Raw genomic sequence first — 18,680 nt, 5'->3', positions numbered from 1 at the left:
GCTCAACGCCGGACCACGTGGCCCACCTCATGCGGCGCCCAAAGTTACCGCGCCGGCTGCACTCCCGCCCGCAGCAGGCCGTAGGCATACGCGTCCTCCAGGGCCTGCCAGGACGCGGCGATGACGTTGTCGGCGACACCCACCGTGGACCACTCCCCCGTGCCGTCGGTCGTGGAGATGAGGACCCGGGTGGTGGACTGGGTGCCGTGCTTGCCCTCCAGGATGCGGACCTTGTAGTCGACCAGGTCCAGCTTGGCGAGCTGCGGGTAGATCTTCTCCAGGGCGACGCGCAGCGTACGGTCGAGCGCGTTGACGGGACCGTTGCCCTCGGCCGTGGCGACGATGCGCTCGCCCTTGGCCCAGAGCTTGACGGTGGCCTCGTTGGCGTGGCTGCCGTCGGGGCGGTCCTCGGTGATCGCGCGCCAGGACTCGACCTCGAAGTAGGTGAGGGGCTTGCCCTCGGCTTCGGCTCGGAGGAGGAGTTCGAAGGAGGCGTCGGCCGCCTCGTACGTGTAGCCCTTCAGCTCCCTTTCCTTCACGCGTTCGACGACCCTGCCCACCAGTTCCCGGTCTCCGCCCAGGTCGATGCCGAGTTCCTTGCCCTTGAGCTCGATAGAGGCCCGGCCGGCCATGTCGGAGACCAGCATCCGCATGGTGTTGCCTACCTGCTCGGGGTCGATGTGCTGGTACAGGTCCGGGTCGACCTTGATCGCGGAGGCGTGCAGGCCCGCCTTGTGGGCGAAGGCCGAGACACCTACGTAGGGCTGGTGCGTGGAGGGGGTGAGGTTGACGACCTCCGCGATGGCGTGCGAGATGCGCGTCATTTCGCGGAGCCTGCCCTCGGGGAGGACCATCTTGCCGTACTTGAGTTCGAGGGCCGCCACGACCGGGAACAAGTTCGCGTTGCCCACCCGCTCGCCGTAGCCGTTCGCCGTGCACTGCACGTGGGTCGCGCCCGCGTCGACGGCGGCGAGGGTGTTGGCGACCGCGCAGCCCGTGTCGTCCTGGGCGTGGATGCCGAGGCGGGCGCCCGTGTCGGCCAGGACCGTGGCGACCACCGCCTGGACCTGTGCCGGGAGCATGCCGCCGTTGGTGTCGCACAGGACCACTACGTCCGCGCCTGCCTCCGAGGCCGTGCGGACCACGGATTTCGCGTACTCGGGGTTCGCCCGGTAGCCGTCGAAGAAGTGCTCGCAGTCGATGAAGACGCGGCGGCCCTGCTCCTTCAGGTACGACACCGTGTCCCCGATCATCGCCAGGTTCTCGTCCAGGGTCGTGCGCAGGGCGAGTTCGACGTGCCGGTCGTGGGACTTGGCGACCAGGGTGATCACCTGTGCGCCGGCGTCCAGGAGTGCCCTGACCTGGGGGTCCTCCGCGGCGGTCGCTCCGGCGCGGCGGGTGGAGCCGAACGCGACCAGCTGCGCGTGCCGGAAGCCGATCTCCTTCTGCGCGCGGGCGAAGAACTCGGTGTCCCTCGGATTCGCGCCGGGCCAGCCGCCCTCGATGTAGCCGACGCCGAAGTCGTCCAGATGCCGTGCGATGGCGAGCTTGTCCGCGACGGTGAGGTTGATGCCCTCCCGCTGGGCGCCGTCGCGCAGGGTGGTGTCGAAGACGTGGAACGAATCGTCGAGCTCGCTGGTTGCGGTCATGGTCGTAAGGCTCCTGTGTCGGATCTCGGTCTACCGGAATAACCGGCTCCACCGTCCCCCTATGATCCCTTGCGCTCTCTTTCCGGCTGTGGGTGGGCCAGAAATGCGAAAAACCTCTCGCGGGTGCGAGAGGTCTGCGCGCGGGTCGAGGACGACGGTGTCCGCCCGTACGTTGTGGTACGTGGCGGTCACTGCGGACCGGCGCGCCTGCTGCCAATAATCGTGGCGAACGAGAGCACGGAGGCAGTCTGGCACACGCTGTCCCCGTGCTCACCGTCCGTCTCAGGATGCGAACAGTGCGGTACGTCACAAGGCGCCGGAGAGCCCTCGTAGCGGAGCTACCAGGGCTTTTAGGTGGGCCGCATACGTACTGCTGCGGCCCACAGCGCCGCAGCAGTACGTGGCAGGGCCGCCGCGGACGCAGCGTCCGGGGTGGCCCTGACCATCAGCGGCGAAGGTCAGCCGAGCTTGTGCATCCACCCGTGCCGGTCCTCCGTCACCCCGCGCTGGATGCCCAGCAGGGCCTCGCGCAGCCGGAGGGTGACCGGGCCGGGCGTGCCGTCGCCGTGGGTCCAGGCGTCCGTCCTGGTCTTGACGTGGCCGATGGGCGTGACCACGGCGGCGGTGCCGCAGGCGAAGACCTCGGTGAGAGCGCCGGAGGCGGCGTCCTCGCGCCACTGCTGGAGCGTGACGACACCCTCCTCGGCGGTGTAGCCGAGGTCGCGGGCGACCTGGAGGAGGGAGTCGCGGGTGATGCCCTCCAGGATCGAGCCGGTCAGCTCCGGGGTGACGATCCGGTCGCCGTAGACGAAGGCGATGTTCATGCTGCCGCTCTCCTCGACCTTGGTGCGGGTCACCGCGTCGAGGTAGACGACCTGGTCGCAGCCCTGCGCGGCGGCCTCGGCCTGCGGCAGCAGCGAGGCGGCGTAGTTGCCGCCGGTCTTGGCGTCTCCCGTGCCGCCGGGGACCGCGCGGACGTAGTCCTCGGAGACCCAGATGGTGACCGGCTTGACGCCGCCGGCGAAGTAGGCGCCGGAGGGGGAGGCGATCAGCATGAAGAGGTACTCGTTCGCCGGGTGCACGCCGAGCGCGGCCTCCGTCGCGAACATGAACGGGCGCAGGTAGAGCGACGACTCACCACCGTGCGGCGGGACCCAGTCGGCGTCCTGCGCGAGCAGCGCGTCCAGGGCCGCGATGAACAGCTCCTCGGGCAGCTCCGCCATGGCCATGCGCCGGGCGGAGCCCCGGAACCGGCGGGCGTTGGCCTCGGGGCGGAAGACCGCGACCGAGCCGTCGGGCTGACGGTACGCCTTGAGGCCCTCGAAGATCTCCTGGCCGTAGTGGAGCACATGCGTGGAGGGATCGAGGGAGATCGGCCCGTACGGGACGAGCTCTGCGTCGTGCCAGCCCCGGCCCTCGGTCCACTTGATCGTCACCATGTGGTCGGTGAAGTGGCGGCCGAACCCGGGGTTGGCCAGGACCGCCTCGCGCTCTGCGTCGGAGAGCGGGCTGGCGGAGGGCTTGAGCTCGATCGTGGGCTGCGTCATCAGTAGCGTCCTTCGCTTCCTGGCGAACGGCTGGGCAGTGCCCGGTCGTTCGGCCGGGGGTCCGGGGATTGTCCCCCGGAAAATGCAGTACCGGTTGTGTGTGACGAGCCGCGCTCACGCCCGTACTGCCAGTGGCCAGTGCTAGGACGTCCGAGCATTCCCTCATTCCGCGGCTCCGCGTTCGATTATCGCAAGCGGGAACCGTGGAAGAAATCGGCGTGAATGCGGCCCGGAGGTAGATGGTCCCACCCGGCGGGGACAGGGGAAAGCCGCCGGGTACGAGATGACCCGGCGGCTTCGAGAGTTCGAGTGGCGCGGCGGGGTCAGCCGGCTACTCGTACGGCGAGCGCGTCGCCGATCTGCGACGTGCTGCGGGTGGGCTGGTCGCCGCGCTCCGCGAGGTCGGCCGAGACCGCGTCCTCGATGCGGACCGCCTCGGCGTCGTAGCCGAGGTGGCGCAGGAGGAGGGCGACGGACAGGACCGTGGCGGTGGGGTCGGCCTTGCCCTGGCCGGCGATGTCGGGCGCCGAACCGTGCACGGGCTCGAACATCGACGGGAACTCGCCAGACGGGTTGATGTTCCCGCTCGCCGCGACGCCGATGCCGCCGGAGACGGCCGCGGCGAGGTCGGTGATGATGTCACCGAAGAGGTTGTCGGTGACGATCACGTCGAACCGCTCGGGCTGCGTGACCAGGTAGATGGTCGCCGCGTCCACGTGCATGTACTCGGTGGTGACGTCGGGGAACTCCTCGGCCACCTGGTTGAAGATGTTGGTCCACAGGTGACCCGCGAAGGCCAGCACGTTGTTCTTGTGGATCAGCGCCAGCTTCTTGCGCGGGCGGGCCTGCGCGCGGGCGAAGGCGTCGCGGACGACGCGCTCGACTCCGTAGGCCGTGTTGACGGAGACCTCGGTGGCGACCTCGTGCGGCGTGCCCTTGCGGATTGTGCCGCCGTTGCCGGTGTACGGGCCCTCGGTGCCCTCGCGGACAACGATGAAGTCGATCTCGGGCTGGCCGGCCAGCGGCGTGGCGACACCCGGAAGGAGCTTCGACGGGCGCAGGTTCACGTGGTGGTCGAAGAGGAAGCGGAGCTTGAGCAGGAAACCGCGCTCCAGGACGCCGGACGGCACCGACGGGTCGCCGATCGCGCCGAGCAGGATGGCTTCGTGCTTCTTGAGCGCCTCGGCGTCGGCGTCGGTGAGGGTCTCACCGGTGGTGTGGTAACGCCGGGCGCCGAAGTCGTACTCCTTGGTCTCCAGCTTCACATCCTGCGGAAGGACGGCGGAGAGGACCTTCAGGCCTTCGGCCACGGCCTCCTGGCCGATGCCGTCACCGGGGATCACTGCGAGATTGATGCTGCGAGACATGCGGGCACCCTACTCTCCCGTCCCATGGGATGACACGGCGCGTCCGCGATACGGACGCCCGTGCGGGGGGACGACTCCGGTGCGACGGATTCCGTTCACCCGGATACACCCGGATGTGGAGCGGGTGTTGGCCTTCGCCGGGAACTTCACCGTCATGGAGATCCCCGACTTCGGCATCCCGCCCGGGCTCGCACAGCGGATGAGCCTGGCGGAACAGCACGAGTACCTGCGCAGTCGGCTGTCCCGGCGCCGCACACTGGTGACGGCGAGCGCGATGGCGGGCGGGCTGCTGACGGGCTGTTCCGGATCGGGCTCCGGCGGCAGCGCGACGAGTCCGGCGTCTGCCACCGGTCCGGCACCGGCCACGTCCAGGGCGCCCGGCGCGCTCATCACCCCGTTCGGCCGCCATCTCGCCTTCGGCGCCGACCCGAAGACGCAGATGCGCGTCTCCTGGCAGGTGCCGCTCGCGGTGCGGAAGCCGTACGTGCGGGTGGGGCTGCGGCCCGACGACCTGGGCCGCAGGGTGGAGGCGGAGCTGCGCGACCTGCGCACCCCGGCGCTCGACGGGGTACGCCCGGCCGTGGAGCAGTACTACGCGCACGCGGCCCTGGACGGCCTGCGCCCCGGCACGACGTACTACTACGGCGTCGGCCACGACGGCTTCGACCCGGCCTCGCCTGCCCACCGCCCGACCATCACCTCCTTCCGCACGGCGCCCGCGAGCCCGCCGCAGCGGTTCGTGTTCACCGCGTTCGGCGACCAGGGCGTGGGCGAGGAGGCCGTCGCCAACAACCGTGTGCTGCTGGACCAGAACCCGGCCTTCCATCTGCACGCCGGCGACATCTGCTACGCGGACCCGGTCGGCAAGGGCGAGGAGACGAAGGGATACGACGCCACGCAGTGGGACCGGTTCCTGCGGCAGACGGAGCCGGTGGCGCGGTCCGTGCCGTGGATGGTGACGACCGGCAACCACGACATGGAGGCCTGGTACTCGCCGGACGGCTACGGCGGACAGCTCGCCCGTTTCTCGCTCCCGGACAACGGCTTCGACCCGCGCACCGCGCCGGGCGTGTACGCGTTCCGTTACGGCAACGTCGGCGTGGTGGCGCTGGACGCGAACGACGTGTCGTACGAGATCCCCGCCAACCTGGGCTACACGGACGGGCGGCAGACGAAGTGGCTGGACCGGACACTCGGTGAGCTGCGGGCGTCCGCGGACGTGGACTTCGTGGTCGTCTTCTTCCACCACTGCGCGTACTCGACGTCCACGCACGCCTCCGACGGCGGAGTGCGCGCCGAGTGGGTGCCGCTGCTCGCCGAGCACCAGGTGGACCTGGTCGTCAACGGGCACAACCACGTGTACGAGCGGACCGACGCCATCAAGAACGGCGAGGTCGGCCGGCGGGTGCCGATCGGCGCGGCGACGGATCCCACGCGGGACGGGATCGTGTACGTCACGGCGGGCGGCGGCGGCAGGGAGCTGTACGGCTTTCCGGCGGGCGTCGAGGAGAGCTACGAGGGCAACGGCGCCGGCGAGCGCGAGTCGGTCGACAGCTTCCGCTGGACCAGGTCGCGGCACGCCAGGGCGGAGCGGGTGGCGTGGTCGCGGGTGCGCTACCGGGGGTTCTCGTTCCTCGCCGTGGCGGCGGAGAGCGGCAGCCGGCCGCGGCTCAGGGTGTCGGCGCTGGCCAACGACGGTGAGCGGATCGACCACTTCGAGGTGCGGCGCGGCGGCTGAGGCCACGCCGCACCTCGGGTGCGGGTGCGGCTCCCGGAGTCCGGGTCCGGCTCAAGGCCGGTGCGTGAGTGCGGCTCAGTGGCCGGTCGCGCCGCCGTTGTCGCGGCGGTCGAGGGCGCGCTGGAGGGCCGCGGCGGCGTTCTTGCGGTCGGACTCGCTCGTACGGGAGACGTGCCGGACTCGGCGGCGGACGGTCGTCTCGGCCATGGGAAATCGACTCCTTCGACACACCGGTGGTGCGGGAAAAGGGATACGAGACGCCGGATGGGGCGGGGAGCGTGGGCCGCAGGGATTGCCTGCGCGGGGCCCGGCTCACGACCGCCATTCGCTTGATCGAGCGAGACGTTCGGCTCCTACAAAGCTAAGGGAGGACGGAGCGTCTGTCTCCACAATTACTCGGACTTCCTACTATCTGAGACGGCGCCCCGACCCGGACCCCGCTGACCTGCGGTGATCTCCTACAGCACGTCTCCGTCCCGCCAGTCGAAAAGCAACCGGCCCCGGCGCCGGCCACGGTGGGCCACGCTCCGAGCCGCCTGGTGTCCGGGCGGGTGCAGGAGGACGATGGGAGGGTCCGGCTTCGGGAGGGAGACCCGATGGCGACGGCAGATGCGCGGATGCAGGTGGTGACCCAGCGCCGGTTCGGCGGACCGGGGGTGCTTCAGGTCGAGGACCGGCCGCGTCCCGGCGAGATCCTCCTGCGGGTCCGGGCGGCCGGCGTCAACCCGGTGGACCGGCTGGCGCGTTCGGGGACGGCGCCGATCTACGGCGAGCCGCCGTTCACGCTCGGCCGGGACGTGTCCGGGGTGGTGGCGGCCATCAACGCGGAGGTGACCGGCCTCCGGCCCGGCGACGAGGCGTTCGGCAAGATCGACCGCGGTCGCTACGCGACGTACGTCACCGCGCCCGCCGGCCACTTCGCCGCCAAGCCCGCGACGCTGGACCACGTCCACGCCGCGGCCGCCCCGACGGCGACGCTCACCGCCTGGCAGGCCCTGATCGACATCGCCCGGGTCGGACCGGGCACGCGCGTGCTGATCCACGGGGCCGCAGGCGGCGTCGGGCACGCGGCGGTGCAGCTGGCCAAGGCGGAGGGCGCGTACGTCGTCGGCACCGCCCGCGCCGACCGGCACGCGTTCCTGCGCGACCTGGGCGCCGACGAGCTGATCGACTACACGACCGCCGACTTCACCGCGACCGTGCACGGCATCGACGCCGCCCTGGACCTGATCGGCGGCGACTACGGCCCGCGCACGCTGGGCACCCTGCGCCCGAATGGCCTGCTGCTGTGCGCGATCCCCGGCGATCCGGGGCTGGCCCCGGAGGACGTGGAGGCGCACGGGATGCGGTTCGCGCTGGTGAGGGCGGAGCCCTCGGGCGAGCGGCTGGGCAGGATCGCCGGGCTGCTGGCCGACGGCCGGATCCGCGTCCATGTGGAGGCGGCCCTCCCGTTCACGGAGGCGGCCAAGGCGCACGCGCATGGTCACAGCGCGCCACCGAGCAAGCGCCGTAACGGCACGGGCCCTGCTGTCACAGCACCCCCGCGACGGCCTCCCGGAACGCTTTCGGATCCTCCACCCACGGCAGATGCCCGGCCTCCGGCAGGACCACCCGGGTCACGCGCGGCAGGGCCCGCTCCAGGGAGTCCACGGCGGAGCGCGGGCGGATGTCCCGCTCGCCGTCGACGATCAGCACGGGCAGGTCGAGCGACCGGCAGGCGGCGTACAGCTCCGGTGTTCCCCAGGTGCGCTTCCGCTCGGCGCCCAGGGCCTTGTTGCACTCGGTGTTGATGCCGAACCACGGCTCGGCCATGCGCGCGGCGCGCTCCGGCGCCCGCTCGCGGTCCGCGAACTCGACGGACCACTGCAGGACCGCGCGCTCCCGCTCCTCCTCGTCGGACAGCTGCGGGCGGTCCGTCAGCTCCCGCCAGCGGGCGAGCCGTCCGGGATCCTCGCCGAGCCGGTCGCGCAGGTTCGCCTCGTACGCGCCGTGCCAGTCGGCCTCCGGACCGATGCCGGTGCCGGCCACATAGATCAGCGCGCTGACCCGCTCGGGGTGGGCCAGCGTGTACGACAGGGCGAGCTGCGCTCCCCAGGAGTGGCCGAGCAGGGCCGTCCGCTCCAGCCCGAAGTGCCGCCGTACGGCGTCCAGATCGGCCACGAACCGCTCGCTCGTCCACGGCCCGGCGCACCGCTCGGACCGCCCGCACCCGCGCTGGTCCCAGCGGATCACCGTGGCGAGATCACCCACCAGCCCCGCCACGTCGTCGAACATGTCCCACAGTCCGGGCCCGCCGTGGCACAGCACCAGCGGCTGCCCGCCGCGTCCCGACCGGCTCGCCCACAGCCGCACCCCGTCGTCGGCGGGCACGGTCACCGTCTCCCTCTCCGCCCAGGTCATGACGGAAATTCTGCCCGCCGCACAGGCGTGCGGGCCAGGGCGCCCCTCCTGGGACGGTGCCCTGGCCCGCGCGTGTGCCGGGGGTCAGCCCATGTGCGGGTAGGTGTAGTCGGTCGGCGGGACCAGCGCTTCCTTGATGGAGCGGGTCAGCGTCCAGCGCAGCAGGTTCTGCGGGGCGCCGGCCTTGTCGTTGGTGCCCGAGGCACGGCCGCCGCCGAAGGGCTGCTGGCCGACGACCGCGCCGGTCGACTTGTCGTTGATGTAGAAGTTGCCGGCCGCGTAGCGCAGCCTCTGAGCCGTGTACGCCGCCGCCGCGCGGTCGCCGGAGATGACCGAGCCCGTCAGGGCGTAGTCGGTCACGGCATCCATCTGCGTCAGCATCTCGTCGTACTTCTCGTCCTCGTAGACGTGCACCGCGATGACCGGACCGAAGTACTCCGTGCGGAAGACCTCGTTCTCCGGATCGGTGCACTCGATGACGGTCGGGCGGACGAAGTAGCCGACCGAGTCGTCGTAGGAGCCGCCCGCGACGATCGTGCAGGCCGGGTCCTCCTTGGCGCGGTCGATCGCGGCCTTGTTCTTGGCGAAGGCGCGCTCGTCGATGACGGCGCCGATGAAGTTCGACAGGTCGGTGACGTCACCCTGGGCGATGCCGTCGACCTCGGCGGCGAACTCCTCCTTGAAGCCGGAGTTCCAGATGGACGCCGGGACGTACGCGCGGGAGGTGGCGCTGCACTTCTGCCCCTGGTACTCGAAGGCGCCGCGGGTCAGCGCGGTCTTCAGCACGGCGCGGTCGGCGCTCGGGTGGGCGACGAGGAAGTCCTTGCCGCCGGTCTCGCCGACGATGCGCGGGTAGGAGCGGTACTTCTCGATGTTGTTGCCGACGGTCTTCCACAGGTACTTGAAGGTCTTCGTCGAGCCGGTGAAGTGGATGCCGGCCAGGTCGCGGTGCTCCAGGGCGACCTTGGAGACCTCGATGCCGTCGCCGGTGAGCAGGTTGATGACGCCCTTGGGCAGCCCGGCCTCCTCCAGCAGCTGCATGAGCAGCACTGCGGCGAGGGTCTGGGTCGGGGACGGCTTCCAGATCACGACGTTGCCCATGAGGGCGGGCGCGGTGGGCAGGTTGCCGGCGATCGCCGTGAAGTTGAACGGCGTGACCGCGTAGACGAAGCCCTCCAGCGGGCGGTGGTCGAGGCGGTTCCAGACGCCCGGGGAGTTGGCGACCGGCTGCTCGGCCAGGATCTGGCGGGCGTAGTGGACGTTGAACCGCCAGAAGTCGATCAGCTCGCAGGGGGTGTCGATCTCGGCCTGCTGGGCGGTCTTGGACTGGCCGAGCATGGTGGCGGCGGCGAGCGTCTCGCGGTAGGGGCCGGCCAGCAGCTCGGCGGCGCGCAGGATGATCGCCGCGCGGTCGTCGAAGGACAGCGCCCGCCAGGCGGGAGCGGCGGCCAGGGCCGCGTCGACGGCGTCCTGCGCGTCCTGCTGGGTGGCGTTGCGGAAGGTGCCGAGGACGGATTTGTGGTTGTGCGGCTGCACGACCTGGAAGGGCTCACCGCCGCCCATCCGCTTCTCGCCGCCGATGGTGCAGGGCAGGTCGACGGGGTTCTCGGCCAGCTCCTTGAGCTTGGCCTCCAGACGGACCCGCTCGGGTGAGCCGGGGGCATAGCCGTGCACCGGCTCGTTGACGGGGGTGGGGACCTGGGTCACAGCGTCCATGGTGTTCCGTACTCCTTGTCTTGAGCGGTGTTCTTGCGGGCTCAGCCCTTGGTCATCATGCTGCGGGCGAAGAACTGCAGGTTGGCGGGCTTCTCCGCCAGGCGCCGCATGAAGTAGCCGTACCAGTCGGTGCCGTAGGCGGTGTACACGCGCACGCGGTGCCCCTCGGCGGCCAGCCGGAGCTGCTCGTCGGACCGGATGCCGTACAGCATCTGGAACTCGTACTCGTCGAGCTTGCGCCCGGCACGCCGGGCCAGCTCCTGGGTGAGGGCGATCAGACGCGGGTCGTGGGACCCGATCATCGGGTACCCCTCTCCTTCCATCAACGCCCTCAGGATGCGAACGTATGCCCGATCGGTGTCGTGCTTGTCCTGGTACGCGACGGACGCGGGCTCCTTGTACGCGCCCTTGACCAGCCGGACCCGGCTGCCGTTCGCGGCGAGGCGGCGGGCGTCGGCCTCGGTGCGGAAGAGGTAGGCCTGGATGACACAGCCGGTGTCCGGGACGTCCTTCCGCAGCTCCTCGTGGATGGCGAACATCGAGTCGAGGGTGGTGTGGTCCTCCGCGTCCAGGGTGACCGTGGTGCCGATCCCGGCGGCGGCCTCGACGACCGCGCGGACGTTCTTCAGCGCCAGTTCGTGGCCGTCGGGGAGGGCTTGCCCGAACATCGACAGCTTCACCGACATCTCGGCGCGCGTGCCGAGATCCAGCGGTTTGAGCCGGTCGATCAGCTCCAGGTAGGCGTCCCGGGCGGCGGCGGCATGTGCGGGGGTGGTGATGTCCTCGCCGACGACGTCCATCGTCAGCTCCAGGCCGCGGTCGGTGAGGTCCGCGACGACGGGGACAATCTCGTCGACGGTCTCCCCGGGGATGAAGCGATCGACCACCTGCCTGGTCACGGGAGCCGCCGTCACCAGGCGTCGCATCCGGTCGCTGCGCGACGCGGCGAGAATCACGGGACCCAGCACGGGGCACCTCCACAGAACAATGGCAGAAGGCCGCCACCCGACGTAGCGGGTACGGCACGGAGAACCACCGTGAAACCTAAGGATCCCTCCGATCCGGGGCCATCGACAGCTGTCACGCATCCGTGCCGCAGATCTCAGACAGATGTATGAACGTGCCGGGAACATGCGGGAGAATGTCCCGGTGACGTCCGAATACAGGGGTGACTACCAGGAGCTGGTGGACGAGCTGTCGGAGCTGCTCGGCGCACCGGCGACGCTGGAGAACCGCGACTTCGAGCTGATCGCCTTCGGTGCGTATGACAGTGAGGGCGACCTCGATCCGTCGGCTCTGGACCCGGTGCGCACCCGCTCGATCCTCACCCGGCGCTCGACGTCCGCCGTCCGCGCCTGGTTCGAGGGCTTCGGCATCACCCGCGCGACCGGCCCCGTGCGCATCCCGCGCACCCCGGAGGCCGGCGTGTACCGGGGACGCATCTGCCTGCCGGTACGCCATCGGGGTGTCGTCCTCGGCTACGTCTGGCTCCTGGACGACGATCCGGGGCCGAGCGAGCGGCAGCTGGCGGCGGCCATGGAGGTCACCTCGCGCATCGGCGCGCTGCTCGCGGACGAGGTGCAGCACGGGGCGGACCTCAGCCGTGAGTTGCGCGCGGTGCTCACGGCGGACCGGGACTGGCAGCGGGACATGGCCGTCGCCGAGCTCCGCACCGCCCTCGGCACCCGCGCGGACGGCCTCCACACGGTGGTCTGCGTGGCCCCCTGGCCCTCGGCCGACCCCGACGACGCCCCCTCGGTTCGCACGGTCCCGGGCGCCACTGCCCTGTGCACCCTCCCCTGGGGGCCGACGGGCCAGTGCCTGTCCCTCCTGGTGCGACTCCGCTCGACGGACGTCCTGACCCCGGCGACCGCGGCAGCGGGACGGCTGCTGCAACTGGGGCGGGGGGCGGCGGGGGTGGAGGCCAAGGGTGGGGGCGGAGCAGGGGGTGGTGAGAGAGCGGGGGGCGGGGGTAGGGGCGCGGATGCCGGGGCCGGGAGCAGAGGGGCGGAAACCGCAGGCAGGAGCGCGGGCGCAGGAGCCGGGACCGGAAGCGGAAACGTCGGGGCCGGGAGCGGCGGGGCCGGAGATTCGGGCACTGGCGCCGAGATCGCCGCCGGTATCGCCGTGCCGCGGGTCGGGCTCGCCGAGCTGGGGGCGGCCTGGCGGGAGGCGTCGGCGGCGGCGCGGGCGGCGCTGGCCGAGCCCCGGTTCGGGCCGGTCGCCGAGTGGACCGACATCGGGCCGTTCCGGCTGCTCACCGCGCTGTCCCCGGACGCGGCCCGCGACCCCGTCGTAGGGTCCCTGCTCTCCCCCGCCCAACACGAGCTGGCCCGCACCGCCGAGGTCTACCTCGACTGCGCGGGCCAGGCCGGCCGCACGGCTGCCGAGCTGGGCATCCACCGCCAGACCCTGTACTACCGCCTCTCCCGCGTCGAACAGCTCACGGGCCTGGACCTCGACGACGGCGAGGACCGCCTGCTGCTGCACATGACCCTCAAGGCACACCGGCTGTGACGGACGTGCCGGTCTCGGCGTGAGCCCTTCGCACGCTCGGCCGGGGAGGCATGGTGAAGATTATTGAAAATGATTACCATCATGCTAATCTGCGACCGCTTGACCGTCCCTTTACCCAGCCATCGCTGGACAGCCCCCATCCGGAGAGTCCCGTGCGCCGCGTCCCCGCCCGCCGTCTGATACCCGCCACCGCCCTCACCGCGGCCTGCGCCCTCCTCACCGGCTGCTTCTCCGGCGGCGAGTCCGCCGCGGACGGCGCCGGAGGGGACGGCAAGCGCGTCCGCATCGCGATGATGCAGCCGCCCCGCTCGGGGCTGTCGCCGCTGTCCGACGACGCGTTCAAGCTGTCCCGCTGGTCGACGGCGCAGACCCTGGTGAAGCTGGACGCGGACGGCGACGCCCAGCCCGCGCTCGCCACCGAGTGGGCGCAGTCCGGCAGGACCTGGACCTTCACCCTCCGCGACGGCGTCACCTTCCACGACGGCACGAAGCTCACCGCGCAGACGGCCGTCAACTCCCTCACGAAGGCGACCCAGGCCTCCCCCAAGCCCCGCATCCTGGACGGCGTCGACCTGACCGCGAAGGCCGAGGGCTCCGGCACGGTCACCATCACCACCGCCACCGAGGACCCCCTGGTCCCGCAGCGGCTCAGCTCCCCGCAGCTGTCGATCCTGGCCGCCAAGGCATACAAGGGGAAGACGGTCGATCCTGTCGGCGCCGGCACCGGCCCCTTCGAGCTGACCAAGGTCAACGGCACCTCTTCCGCGATCCTGGACCGCTACGACGGCTACTGGGGCAGGAAGGCCAAGGCCCCCGGCATCGACGTGAAGTTCGTGCCGGACGGCACCGCCCGTGCCGCCGCCCTGCGCAGCGGCGAGGCCGACATCGTCGAGGCGGTCCCGGTGTCGCAGGCCGCGCTGCTCGACGAGAAGCTGATCACCGAGGTGCCCATGCCGCGCACCAACACGCTGTACCTGAACACCGGGAACGGCGCCTTCAAGGACGCCTCGCTGCGCGCCGCCGCCCGCGAGGCGATCGACGCCGAGTCGATCGTGAAGGGCGTGTACGAGGGCCGCGCCGACGTCGCCCAGGGGCTGCTGGGGCCTGCGCTGCCGTGGGCCGGCGAACTGCGCAAGCCCGTCCAGCGCGCCAGGGCCGGTGACCCCAACGGCAAGTCCATCACCATCGGCACCTTCACCGATCGCGCCGAGCTGCCCGAGGTCGCCGCCGCGCTGCAACAGCAGCTCCAGAAGGCCGGGTTCAAGGTGAAGCTGGACGTGCGCGAGTACGCCAACATCGAGTCCGACGCCCTCGCGGGCGCCTTCGACGCGTTCGTCCTCTCCCGCGCCACCGTCCTCGACTCCGGTGACCCGGCCGCCTACCTCTACAGCGACTTCGCCTCCGACGGCTCCTTCAACATCTCCCAGCTCGCCAACGACGGCGTGGACAAGGCACTGCGGAAGGCCGGCGAGACCAGGACCGGTGAGCCGCGCCGCCAGGCCATCATCGAGGCCGAGGCCGCCGTGCTCGGCACCGACGCGGCCGTGCCGATGCTCCACGAGCGGGTCATCCAGGGCGACGCCGAGGGCGTGACCGGCGCGGCCCACGACCCGCGCGAGCGGGAGCTGGTCACCGCGGACACCTACGTCAAGTGAGCGCACGTATACGCCGGCCGGCGGGCGCCGCCGGGCTGACCCGCCTGCTGTGCCTGGTCGCCGTGGTGGCCGCCGTCGGCCTGCTGCCCTGGCTCTCCGGCCGGGACCCGGCGCTGACCGTGCTGCGGGCCCGGTCCGCCGAGCAGGAGCCGACGAAGGAGGCCCTGGACGCCGTACGGCGCGACCTCGGTCTGGACGCCGGTCCCCTGTCCCTGCTCGGGGACTGGGCCGGCGGGCTGGTGCGCGGTGACTTCGGGACCTCGTGGGTGTCGGGCACCGAGGTGCTGCCGTCGGTGCTCTCCGGGCTCCAGGTGTCACTGGCGCTGATGGGTGCCGCGCTCGCCGTGGCGGTGCTGCTGGCCTGCGCGCTCGTCGCGCCCGTGCTGGTGCGGGGGCGGGCGTCGGCCGGGGCGTTCGCCGCGATGCTGGCCGCCGTACCGGAGTTCCTGCTGGCCACGCTCGTGCTGCTGGCGTTCGGGGTGTGGCTGGGATGGCTGCCGACCTCGGGCTGGGTGGGACCGCAGTACATGGTGCTGCCCGCCCTCGCCCTCGCCGTCCCGGCGGGCGGTCTGCTCGGCCGGCTGGTCGCGGACGCGCTGCCCGCCGTGCTGGAGGAGCGGTGGGCTGAGCTGTGGCGCGGCGCAGGAGTCAGCCGAGCCCGGATCTCGGCGGCCGCGCTGCGCCGCGTCCTGCCGCCGCTGGTCCCGCAGTTCGGGATGGTCGCCGTCGGACTGACCGGCGGCGCGGTCGCCGTGGAGACCGTGTTCGCGGTGCCGGGCATCGGCCGTACGGCGCTCGGCGCGGCCAAGTCGCAGGACCTGCCGCTGCTCCAGGGCGCCGTCCTCGCCCTGCTCGCCCTCGGCCTGCTGGCGGGCGCCCTGGCCGCGCTGGTCCGGCGCCGCCTGCTGGGCCCGGCGCTGCGGGACGCGGGGCTCGCCCTGCCGCCGTTGCGCCCGGTGCGCACGCCCGCGGCGATCCCGGTGACGCTGTTCGCCGGCCTCGCCGTGACCATCGGCTGGGGTCTGCTGCGCGACCCGTACGCGGTCAACACGACCGCCCGCCTCGCCGCGCCTTCCTGGGCGCACCCGCTGGGCACCGACGGCCTCGGCCGGGACGTGCTCGCCCGGCTCGGGCACGGCGCCGCCTCGACGGTCGGCACGGCGGCGGCCGTATGCCTGCTGAGCCTGCTGGTCGGGCTGGCGCTGGGCTTCCTGCCCGGGGTCGCGGCGGGCGCGGCCGACCTCGCCAACGCGCTGCCTCCGGTGATCGTCGGCATCCTGGTCGCGGCGGCGGCCGGTCCCGGCACCGGCGGCGCGGCCCTCGCGGTCGCGCTGATCTCCTGGCCGCCGCTGGCCGCGCACGCGGCGGCGCTGGTGCAGGAGGTGCGGGCGTCGTCGTTCCTGACCGCGCAGCGCGCCATCGGCGCACCGCCGGTGTGGATCCTGACCCGGCACGTCCTGCCGTCGGTGGCCGCCCCGGTCGCCCGGCACGCGCTGCTGCGGCTGCCCGGCATCGCGCTGGCCCTGGCCGCGCTGGGCTTCCTGGGCCTGGGCGCCCAGCCGCCCGCCCCCGAGTGGGGCCTGCTGCTGGACGAGTCCCGCGCCTATGTGGAACGCGCCCCCTGGGCCGCCCTCGCCCCGGCCGTCGCCCTCGCCCTGCTGGCCGGGCTCGCGGTGTCGGGGGCGTCGTACGCGCAGGGCCGGGGCATGCGGAAGGAGCGGCGAGGCAGCCGTGTCACCCGTCCGGTGAGGAAGGAGGCCCCCGTTGGAGCCGGAGTCTGAGGCGCTGCTGTCGGTTCGCGAGCTGCGGATCGCCTTCGACGGGGTGGAGGCCGTGCGCGGCGTGTCCTTCGACGTCCGCCCGCGTGAGGTGTTCGCGATCGTCGGCGAGTCGGGCGCGGGCAAGTCCCTGACGGCGCGGGCGCTGCTGGGGATGGTGCCGCGCGAGGCGACCGTGAGCGGGAGCGTCCTGCTGCGCGGCGACAGCGACCTGGCCGCACAACGCGGCCGCCGTATCGCGCTCGTCCCGCAGGACGCGCTGTCGGCGCTCTCCCCCGTGCACCCCGTGGGCGACCAGCTCACCGCCGCCGTACGGTCAGTGGCCCGCGTCTCCCGCAGCCAGGCCCGCACCAGGGCGGTCGCCGCGCTCGACCGGGTCGGCATCCCGGACGCCGCCCGCAAGGCTCGGGCGTACCCGCACGAGTTCTCCGGCGGCATGCGGCAGCGCGCCGTCATCGCCATGGCGACGATCAACGACCCGGATGTCGTCGTCGCCGACGAGCCGACCACCGCGCTGGACGAGGAACGCCGGGACCAGGTGCTGCGGGTGCTCGCCGAGCAGCGCGAGGCGGTGGGCGCGGCGCTCGTCCTCGTCACGCACGACATGGACGTCGTCGCGGGCCACGCGGACCGCGTGCTGGTCATGTACGCCGGGCGGCTGGCCGAACTCGGCCCGGCGGGGACGGTGTTGGACCGCCCCCGGGCTCCCTACACGGCCGGTCTGCTGGCCTCGCTCCCGCAGCACGCGCCGCCGGGCCGCCGCCTGCCCGCCCTGCGCGGCACCCCGCCCGCCCCGGGCGCGCTCCCGGCGGGCTGCGCCTTCGCCCCGCGCTGCCCGCTCGCGGACGACGCATGCCGGCACACGGAGCCGGAGCCGTCGGCCGCCGACGGCCGGCTGGTGGCCTGCCACCACTGGGCCGACCTCCCGCACCCGGCGACCGAGTTGTTCCACCAGGAGGAGCGGCAGCCCGCATGAGTGATCCCCTGCTCGACGTCCGTGACCTGGTCGTCCGCTACGGCCAGGTCACCGCCGTGGCCGGCGTCTCCTTCGCCTTGGCCGCCGGCGAGACCCTAGCCCTGAACGGCCCCTCCGGCTGCGGCAAGTCCACCACGGCCCTCGCGGTGCTCCAGCTGCGCCGCCCTGACAGCGGCGAAGTCCGCTTCGAGGGCCGCGAGTTGACCACCCTGCCGGAACGCGACCTGCGCCCGCTGCGCCCCCGCATGCAGCCCGTCTTCCAGGACGCGTACGGGTCGCTGAGCCCCCGGCACCGCATCCGCGACGCCGTGGCCGAACCCCTGAAGGTCCAGGGCCGCTGGGACCCGGCCACGGGCCCAGCCCGCGTCGCCGAACTCCTCGACCGGGTCGGCCTGGATCCCGCCTACGGCGCCCGCCACCCGCACGAGCTGTCCGGCGGCCAGTGCCAACGCGCCGGAATCGCCCGCGCGTTGGCGTCCGAGCCGCGCCTGCTGATCCTCGACGAACCGGTCTCCGCCCTCGACCCGTCGGTCCGGGCCGGCGTCCTGAACCTGCTCGTCGACCTCCAGGACGACCTGGGCCTCGGCTACCTGTTCATCTGCCACGACCGGGCGGTCGTACGGCACTTCGCGGACCGGGTGGCCGAGATGCGCGACGGACGCGTCATCGCCGCGTAGCGGCCTCGATCACCTGACGGAGTCCCTCGGTGAGCTGCTCACCGCCGGGCGCGGTCTTCGGATCGAAGGTCCACTGTGCGATGAGGCCGGTCATCAGGGTGATGTAGAACATGCCGAGGGTGTCCGCGCTCTCGTCCGACACGTCCTCCTCCCGCCCGCCCATGAGCAGCGGGATCAGTCCGCGCCCGGCCTCCCGCTGGGCCCGCGCCAGCTCGTCCCGGACGGCGGGCAGCTGGTCGCCCAGGGTGATGACCTCCATGCTGAGGCGCCACATCGGCTCGCGCAGGGTGCCGATGATGTTCGACCACACCTCCTGGAACCGCTCGACCGACCCGGGCTCGGTCGAACTCTCGGCGGTCCCGTCACCCTCGAAGGCGTCGCCCATCTCCGCTACCAGCGCCACGTACGCCTGGGCCAGCAACGCGTCCTTCGAGCCGTAGTGGTAGCCGATCGACGCCAGGTTGGTCCCCGACTCCTTGACGATGTCGCGCGCGGTCGTGCGTACGAAGCCCTTGGCCAGCAGGCAGCGCTTGGCGCCCTCCAGCAGATCCTCACGGTGTCCCATGCGGCCACCCTACCCTGATCCATACAACCGTCCTATACAACTGAATTAGACGATCGTACTAGACAATCGTTTAAGACGTTCGTACAGTCCTCGGC

Annotated in this window: 14 protein-coding genes and 1 pseudogene; 7 read left to right on the top strand and 8 right to left on the bottom strand. The window is 72.1% G+C overall.

The genetic code is table 11. The features are described from left to right. Positions 1 to 44: 44 nt before the first annotated feature. From cimA to H8R17_RS00375, 3 genes are all read right to left on the bottom strand, one after another. Positions 45 to 1,649, bottom strand: coding sequence for a citramalate synthase (cimA, locus tag H8R17_RS00385; protein ID WP_187821057.1), 1,605 nt, complete (start codon positions 1,647 to 1,649; stop codon positions 45 to 47). Between the two features lie 458 nt (positions 1,650 to 2,107). Further along, a complete protein-coding gene (locus H8R17_RS00380; protein WP_187821056.1) occupies positions 2,108 to 3,196 on the bottom strand; it encodes a branched-chain amino acid aminotransferase in 1,089 nt (362 codons plus the stop codon). A 323-nt stretch (positions 3,197 to 3,519) separates the two neighbouring features. Further along, the gene (locus H8R17_RS00375) at positions 3,520 to 4,563 is read right to left on the bottom strand and encodes a 3-isopropylmalate dehydrogenase (RefSeq protein WP_187821055.1); all 1,044 of its coding nucleotides are present in this window, start codon (positions 4,561 to 4,563) and stop codon (positions 3,520 to 3,522) included. Between the two features lie 154 nt (positions 4,564 to 4,717). Between H8R17_RS00375 and H8R17_RS00370 the strand changes: the two genes are divergently transcribed. Beyond that, complete coding sequence (locus H8R17_RS00370) at positions 4,718 to 6,301, top strand: metallophosphoesterase family protein (RefSeq protein ID WP_187821208.1); 1,584 nt, start codon at positions 4,718 to 4,720, stop codon at positions 6,299 to 6,301. A gap of 75 nt (positions 6,302 to 6,376) precedes the next feature. Here the strand turns inward: H8R17_RS00370 and H8R17_RS46150 are convergent, their stop codons facing one another. Beyond that, positions 6,377 to 6,508 carry a hypothetical protein gene (locus H8R17_RS46150; RefSeq protein WP_103782913.1) on the bottom strand — a complete coding sequence of 44 codons (132 nt, stop codon included), beginning with the start codon at positions 6,506 to 6,508 and terminating at the stop codon, positions 6,377 to 6,379. A gap of 389 nt (positions 6,509 to 6,897) precedes the next feature. Between H8R17_RS46150 and H8R17_RS00365 the strand changes: the two are divergent. Further along, a pseudogene (locus H8R17_RS00365) lies at positions 6,898 to 7,722 on the top strand (NADP-dependent oxidoreductase); the annotation flags it as partial. Between the two features lie 109 nt (positions 7,723 to 7,831). Here H8R17_RS00365 and H8R17_RS00360 read toward each other — a convergent pair. The 3 genes from H8R17_RS00360 to H8R17_RS00350 form a co-directional block, all read right to left on the bottom strand. Continuing rightward, positions 7,832 to 8,701 carry an alpha/beta fold hydrolase gene (locus H8R17_RS00360; RefSeq protein WP_187821054.1) on the bottom strand — a complete coding sequence of 290 codons (870 nt, stop codon included), beginning with the start codon at positions 8,699 to 8,701 and terminating at the stop codon, positions 7,832 to 7,834. Positions 8,702 to 8,785: 84 nt separating this feature from the next. After that, positions 8,786 to 10,417 (bottom strand): L-glutamate gamma-semialdehyde dehydrogenase, encoded by a 1,632-nt coding sequence (gene pruA, locus H8R17_RS00355; protein ID WP_187821053.1) that lies wholly within the window; start codon positions 10,415 to 10,417, stop codon positions 8,786 to 8,788. A 41-nt stretch (positions 10,418 to 10,458) separates the two neighbouring features. Beyond that, positions 10,459 to 11,385 carry a proline dehydrogenase family protein gene (locus H8R17_RS00350; RefSeq protein WP_187821052.1) on the bottom strand — a complete coding sequence of 309 codons (927 nt, stop codon included), beginning with the start codon at positions 11,383 to 11,385 and terminating at the stop codon, positions 10,459 to 10,461. A gap of 163 nt (positions 11,386 to 11,548) precedes the next feature. Here H8R17_RS00350 and H8R17_RS00345 point away from each other — a divergent pair, with 163 nt between their 5' ends. From H8R17_RS00345 to H8R17_RS00325, 5 genes are all read left to right on the top strand, one after another. Next, positions 11,549 to 12,934, top strand: a complete 1,386-nt coding sequence (locus tag H8R17_RS00345) for a CdaR family transcriptional regulator (protein WP_223124467.1) — start codon at positions 11,549 to 11,551, stop codon at positions 12,932 to 12,934. A 152-nt stretch (positions 12,935 to 13,086) separates the two neighbouring features. Continuing rightward, complete coding sequence (locus tag H8R17_RS00340; protein WP_316959257.1) at positions 13,087 to 14,589, top strand: ABC transporter substrate-binding protein; 1,503 nt, start codon at positions 13,087 to 13,089, stop codon at positions 14,587 to 14,589. Further along, on the top strand, positions 14,586 to 16,370 hold the full coding sequence (locus H8R17_RS00335; protein WP_316959256.1) for an ABC transporter permease subunit: 1,785 nt from the start codon (positions 14,586 to 14,588) through the stop codon (positions 16,368 to 16,370). The genes H8R17_RS00340 and H8R17_RS00335 overlap by 4 nt, the downstream gene beginning before the upstream one ends. After that, positions 16,354 to 17,343 (top strand): ABC transporter ATP-binding protein, encoded by a 990-nt coding sequence (locus H8R17_RS00330; protein WP_187821049.1) that lies wholly within the window; start codon positions 16,354 to 16,356, stop codon positions 17,341 to 17,343. The genes H8R17_RS00335 and H8R17_RS00330 overlap by 17 nt, the downstream gene beginning before the upstream one ends. Continuing rightward, the gene (locus tag H8R17_RS00325; protein WP_187821048.1) at positions 17,340 to 18,020 is read left to right on the top strand and encodes a dipeptide/oligopeptide/nickel ABC transporter ATP-binding protein; all 681 of its coding nucleotides are present in this window, start codon (positions 17,340 to 17,342) and stop codon (positions 18,018 to 18,020) included. Before H8R17_RS00330 ends, H8R17_RS00325 begins: the two co-directional genes overlap by 4 nt. On the opposite strand, the gene H8R17_RS00320 is transcribed toward H8R17_RS00325, so the two are convergent. Next, positions 18,007 to 18,585, bottom strand: coding sequence for a TetR/AcrR family transcriptional regulator (locus H8R17_RS00320; RefSeq protein ID WP_187821047.1), 579 nt, complete (start codon positions 18,583 to 18,585; stop codon positions 18,007 to 18,009). The two genes, H8R17_RS00325 and H8R17_RS00320, sit on opposite strands and share 14 nt — an antisense overlap. Between the last annotated feature and the right edge of the window lie 95 nt (positions 18,586 to 18,680).

The organism is Streptomyces sp. TRM68367, from assembly GCF_014495685.1.
Classification (GTDB): domain Bacteria; phylum Actinomycetota; class Actinomycetes; order Streptomycetales; family Streptomycetaceae; genus Streptomyces.
The sequence above is the reverse complement of the archived record's forward strand: the minus strand, read 5'-3'. Positions and strand labels throughout refer to the sequence as shown.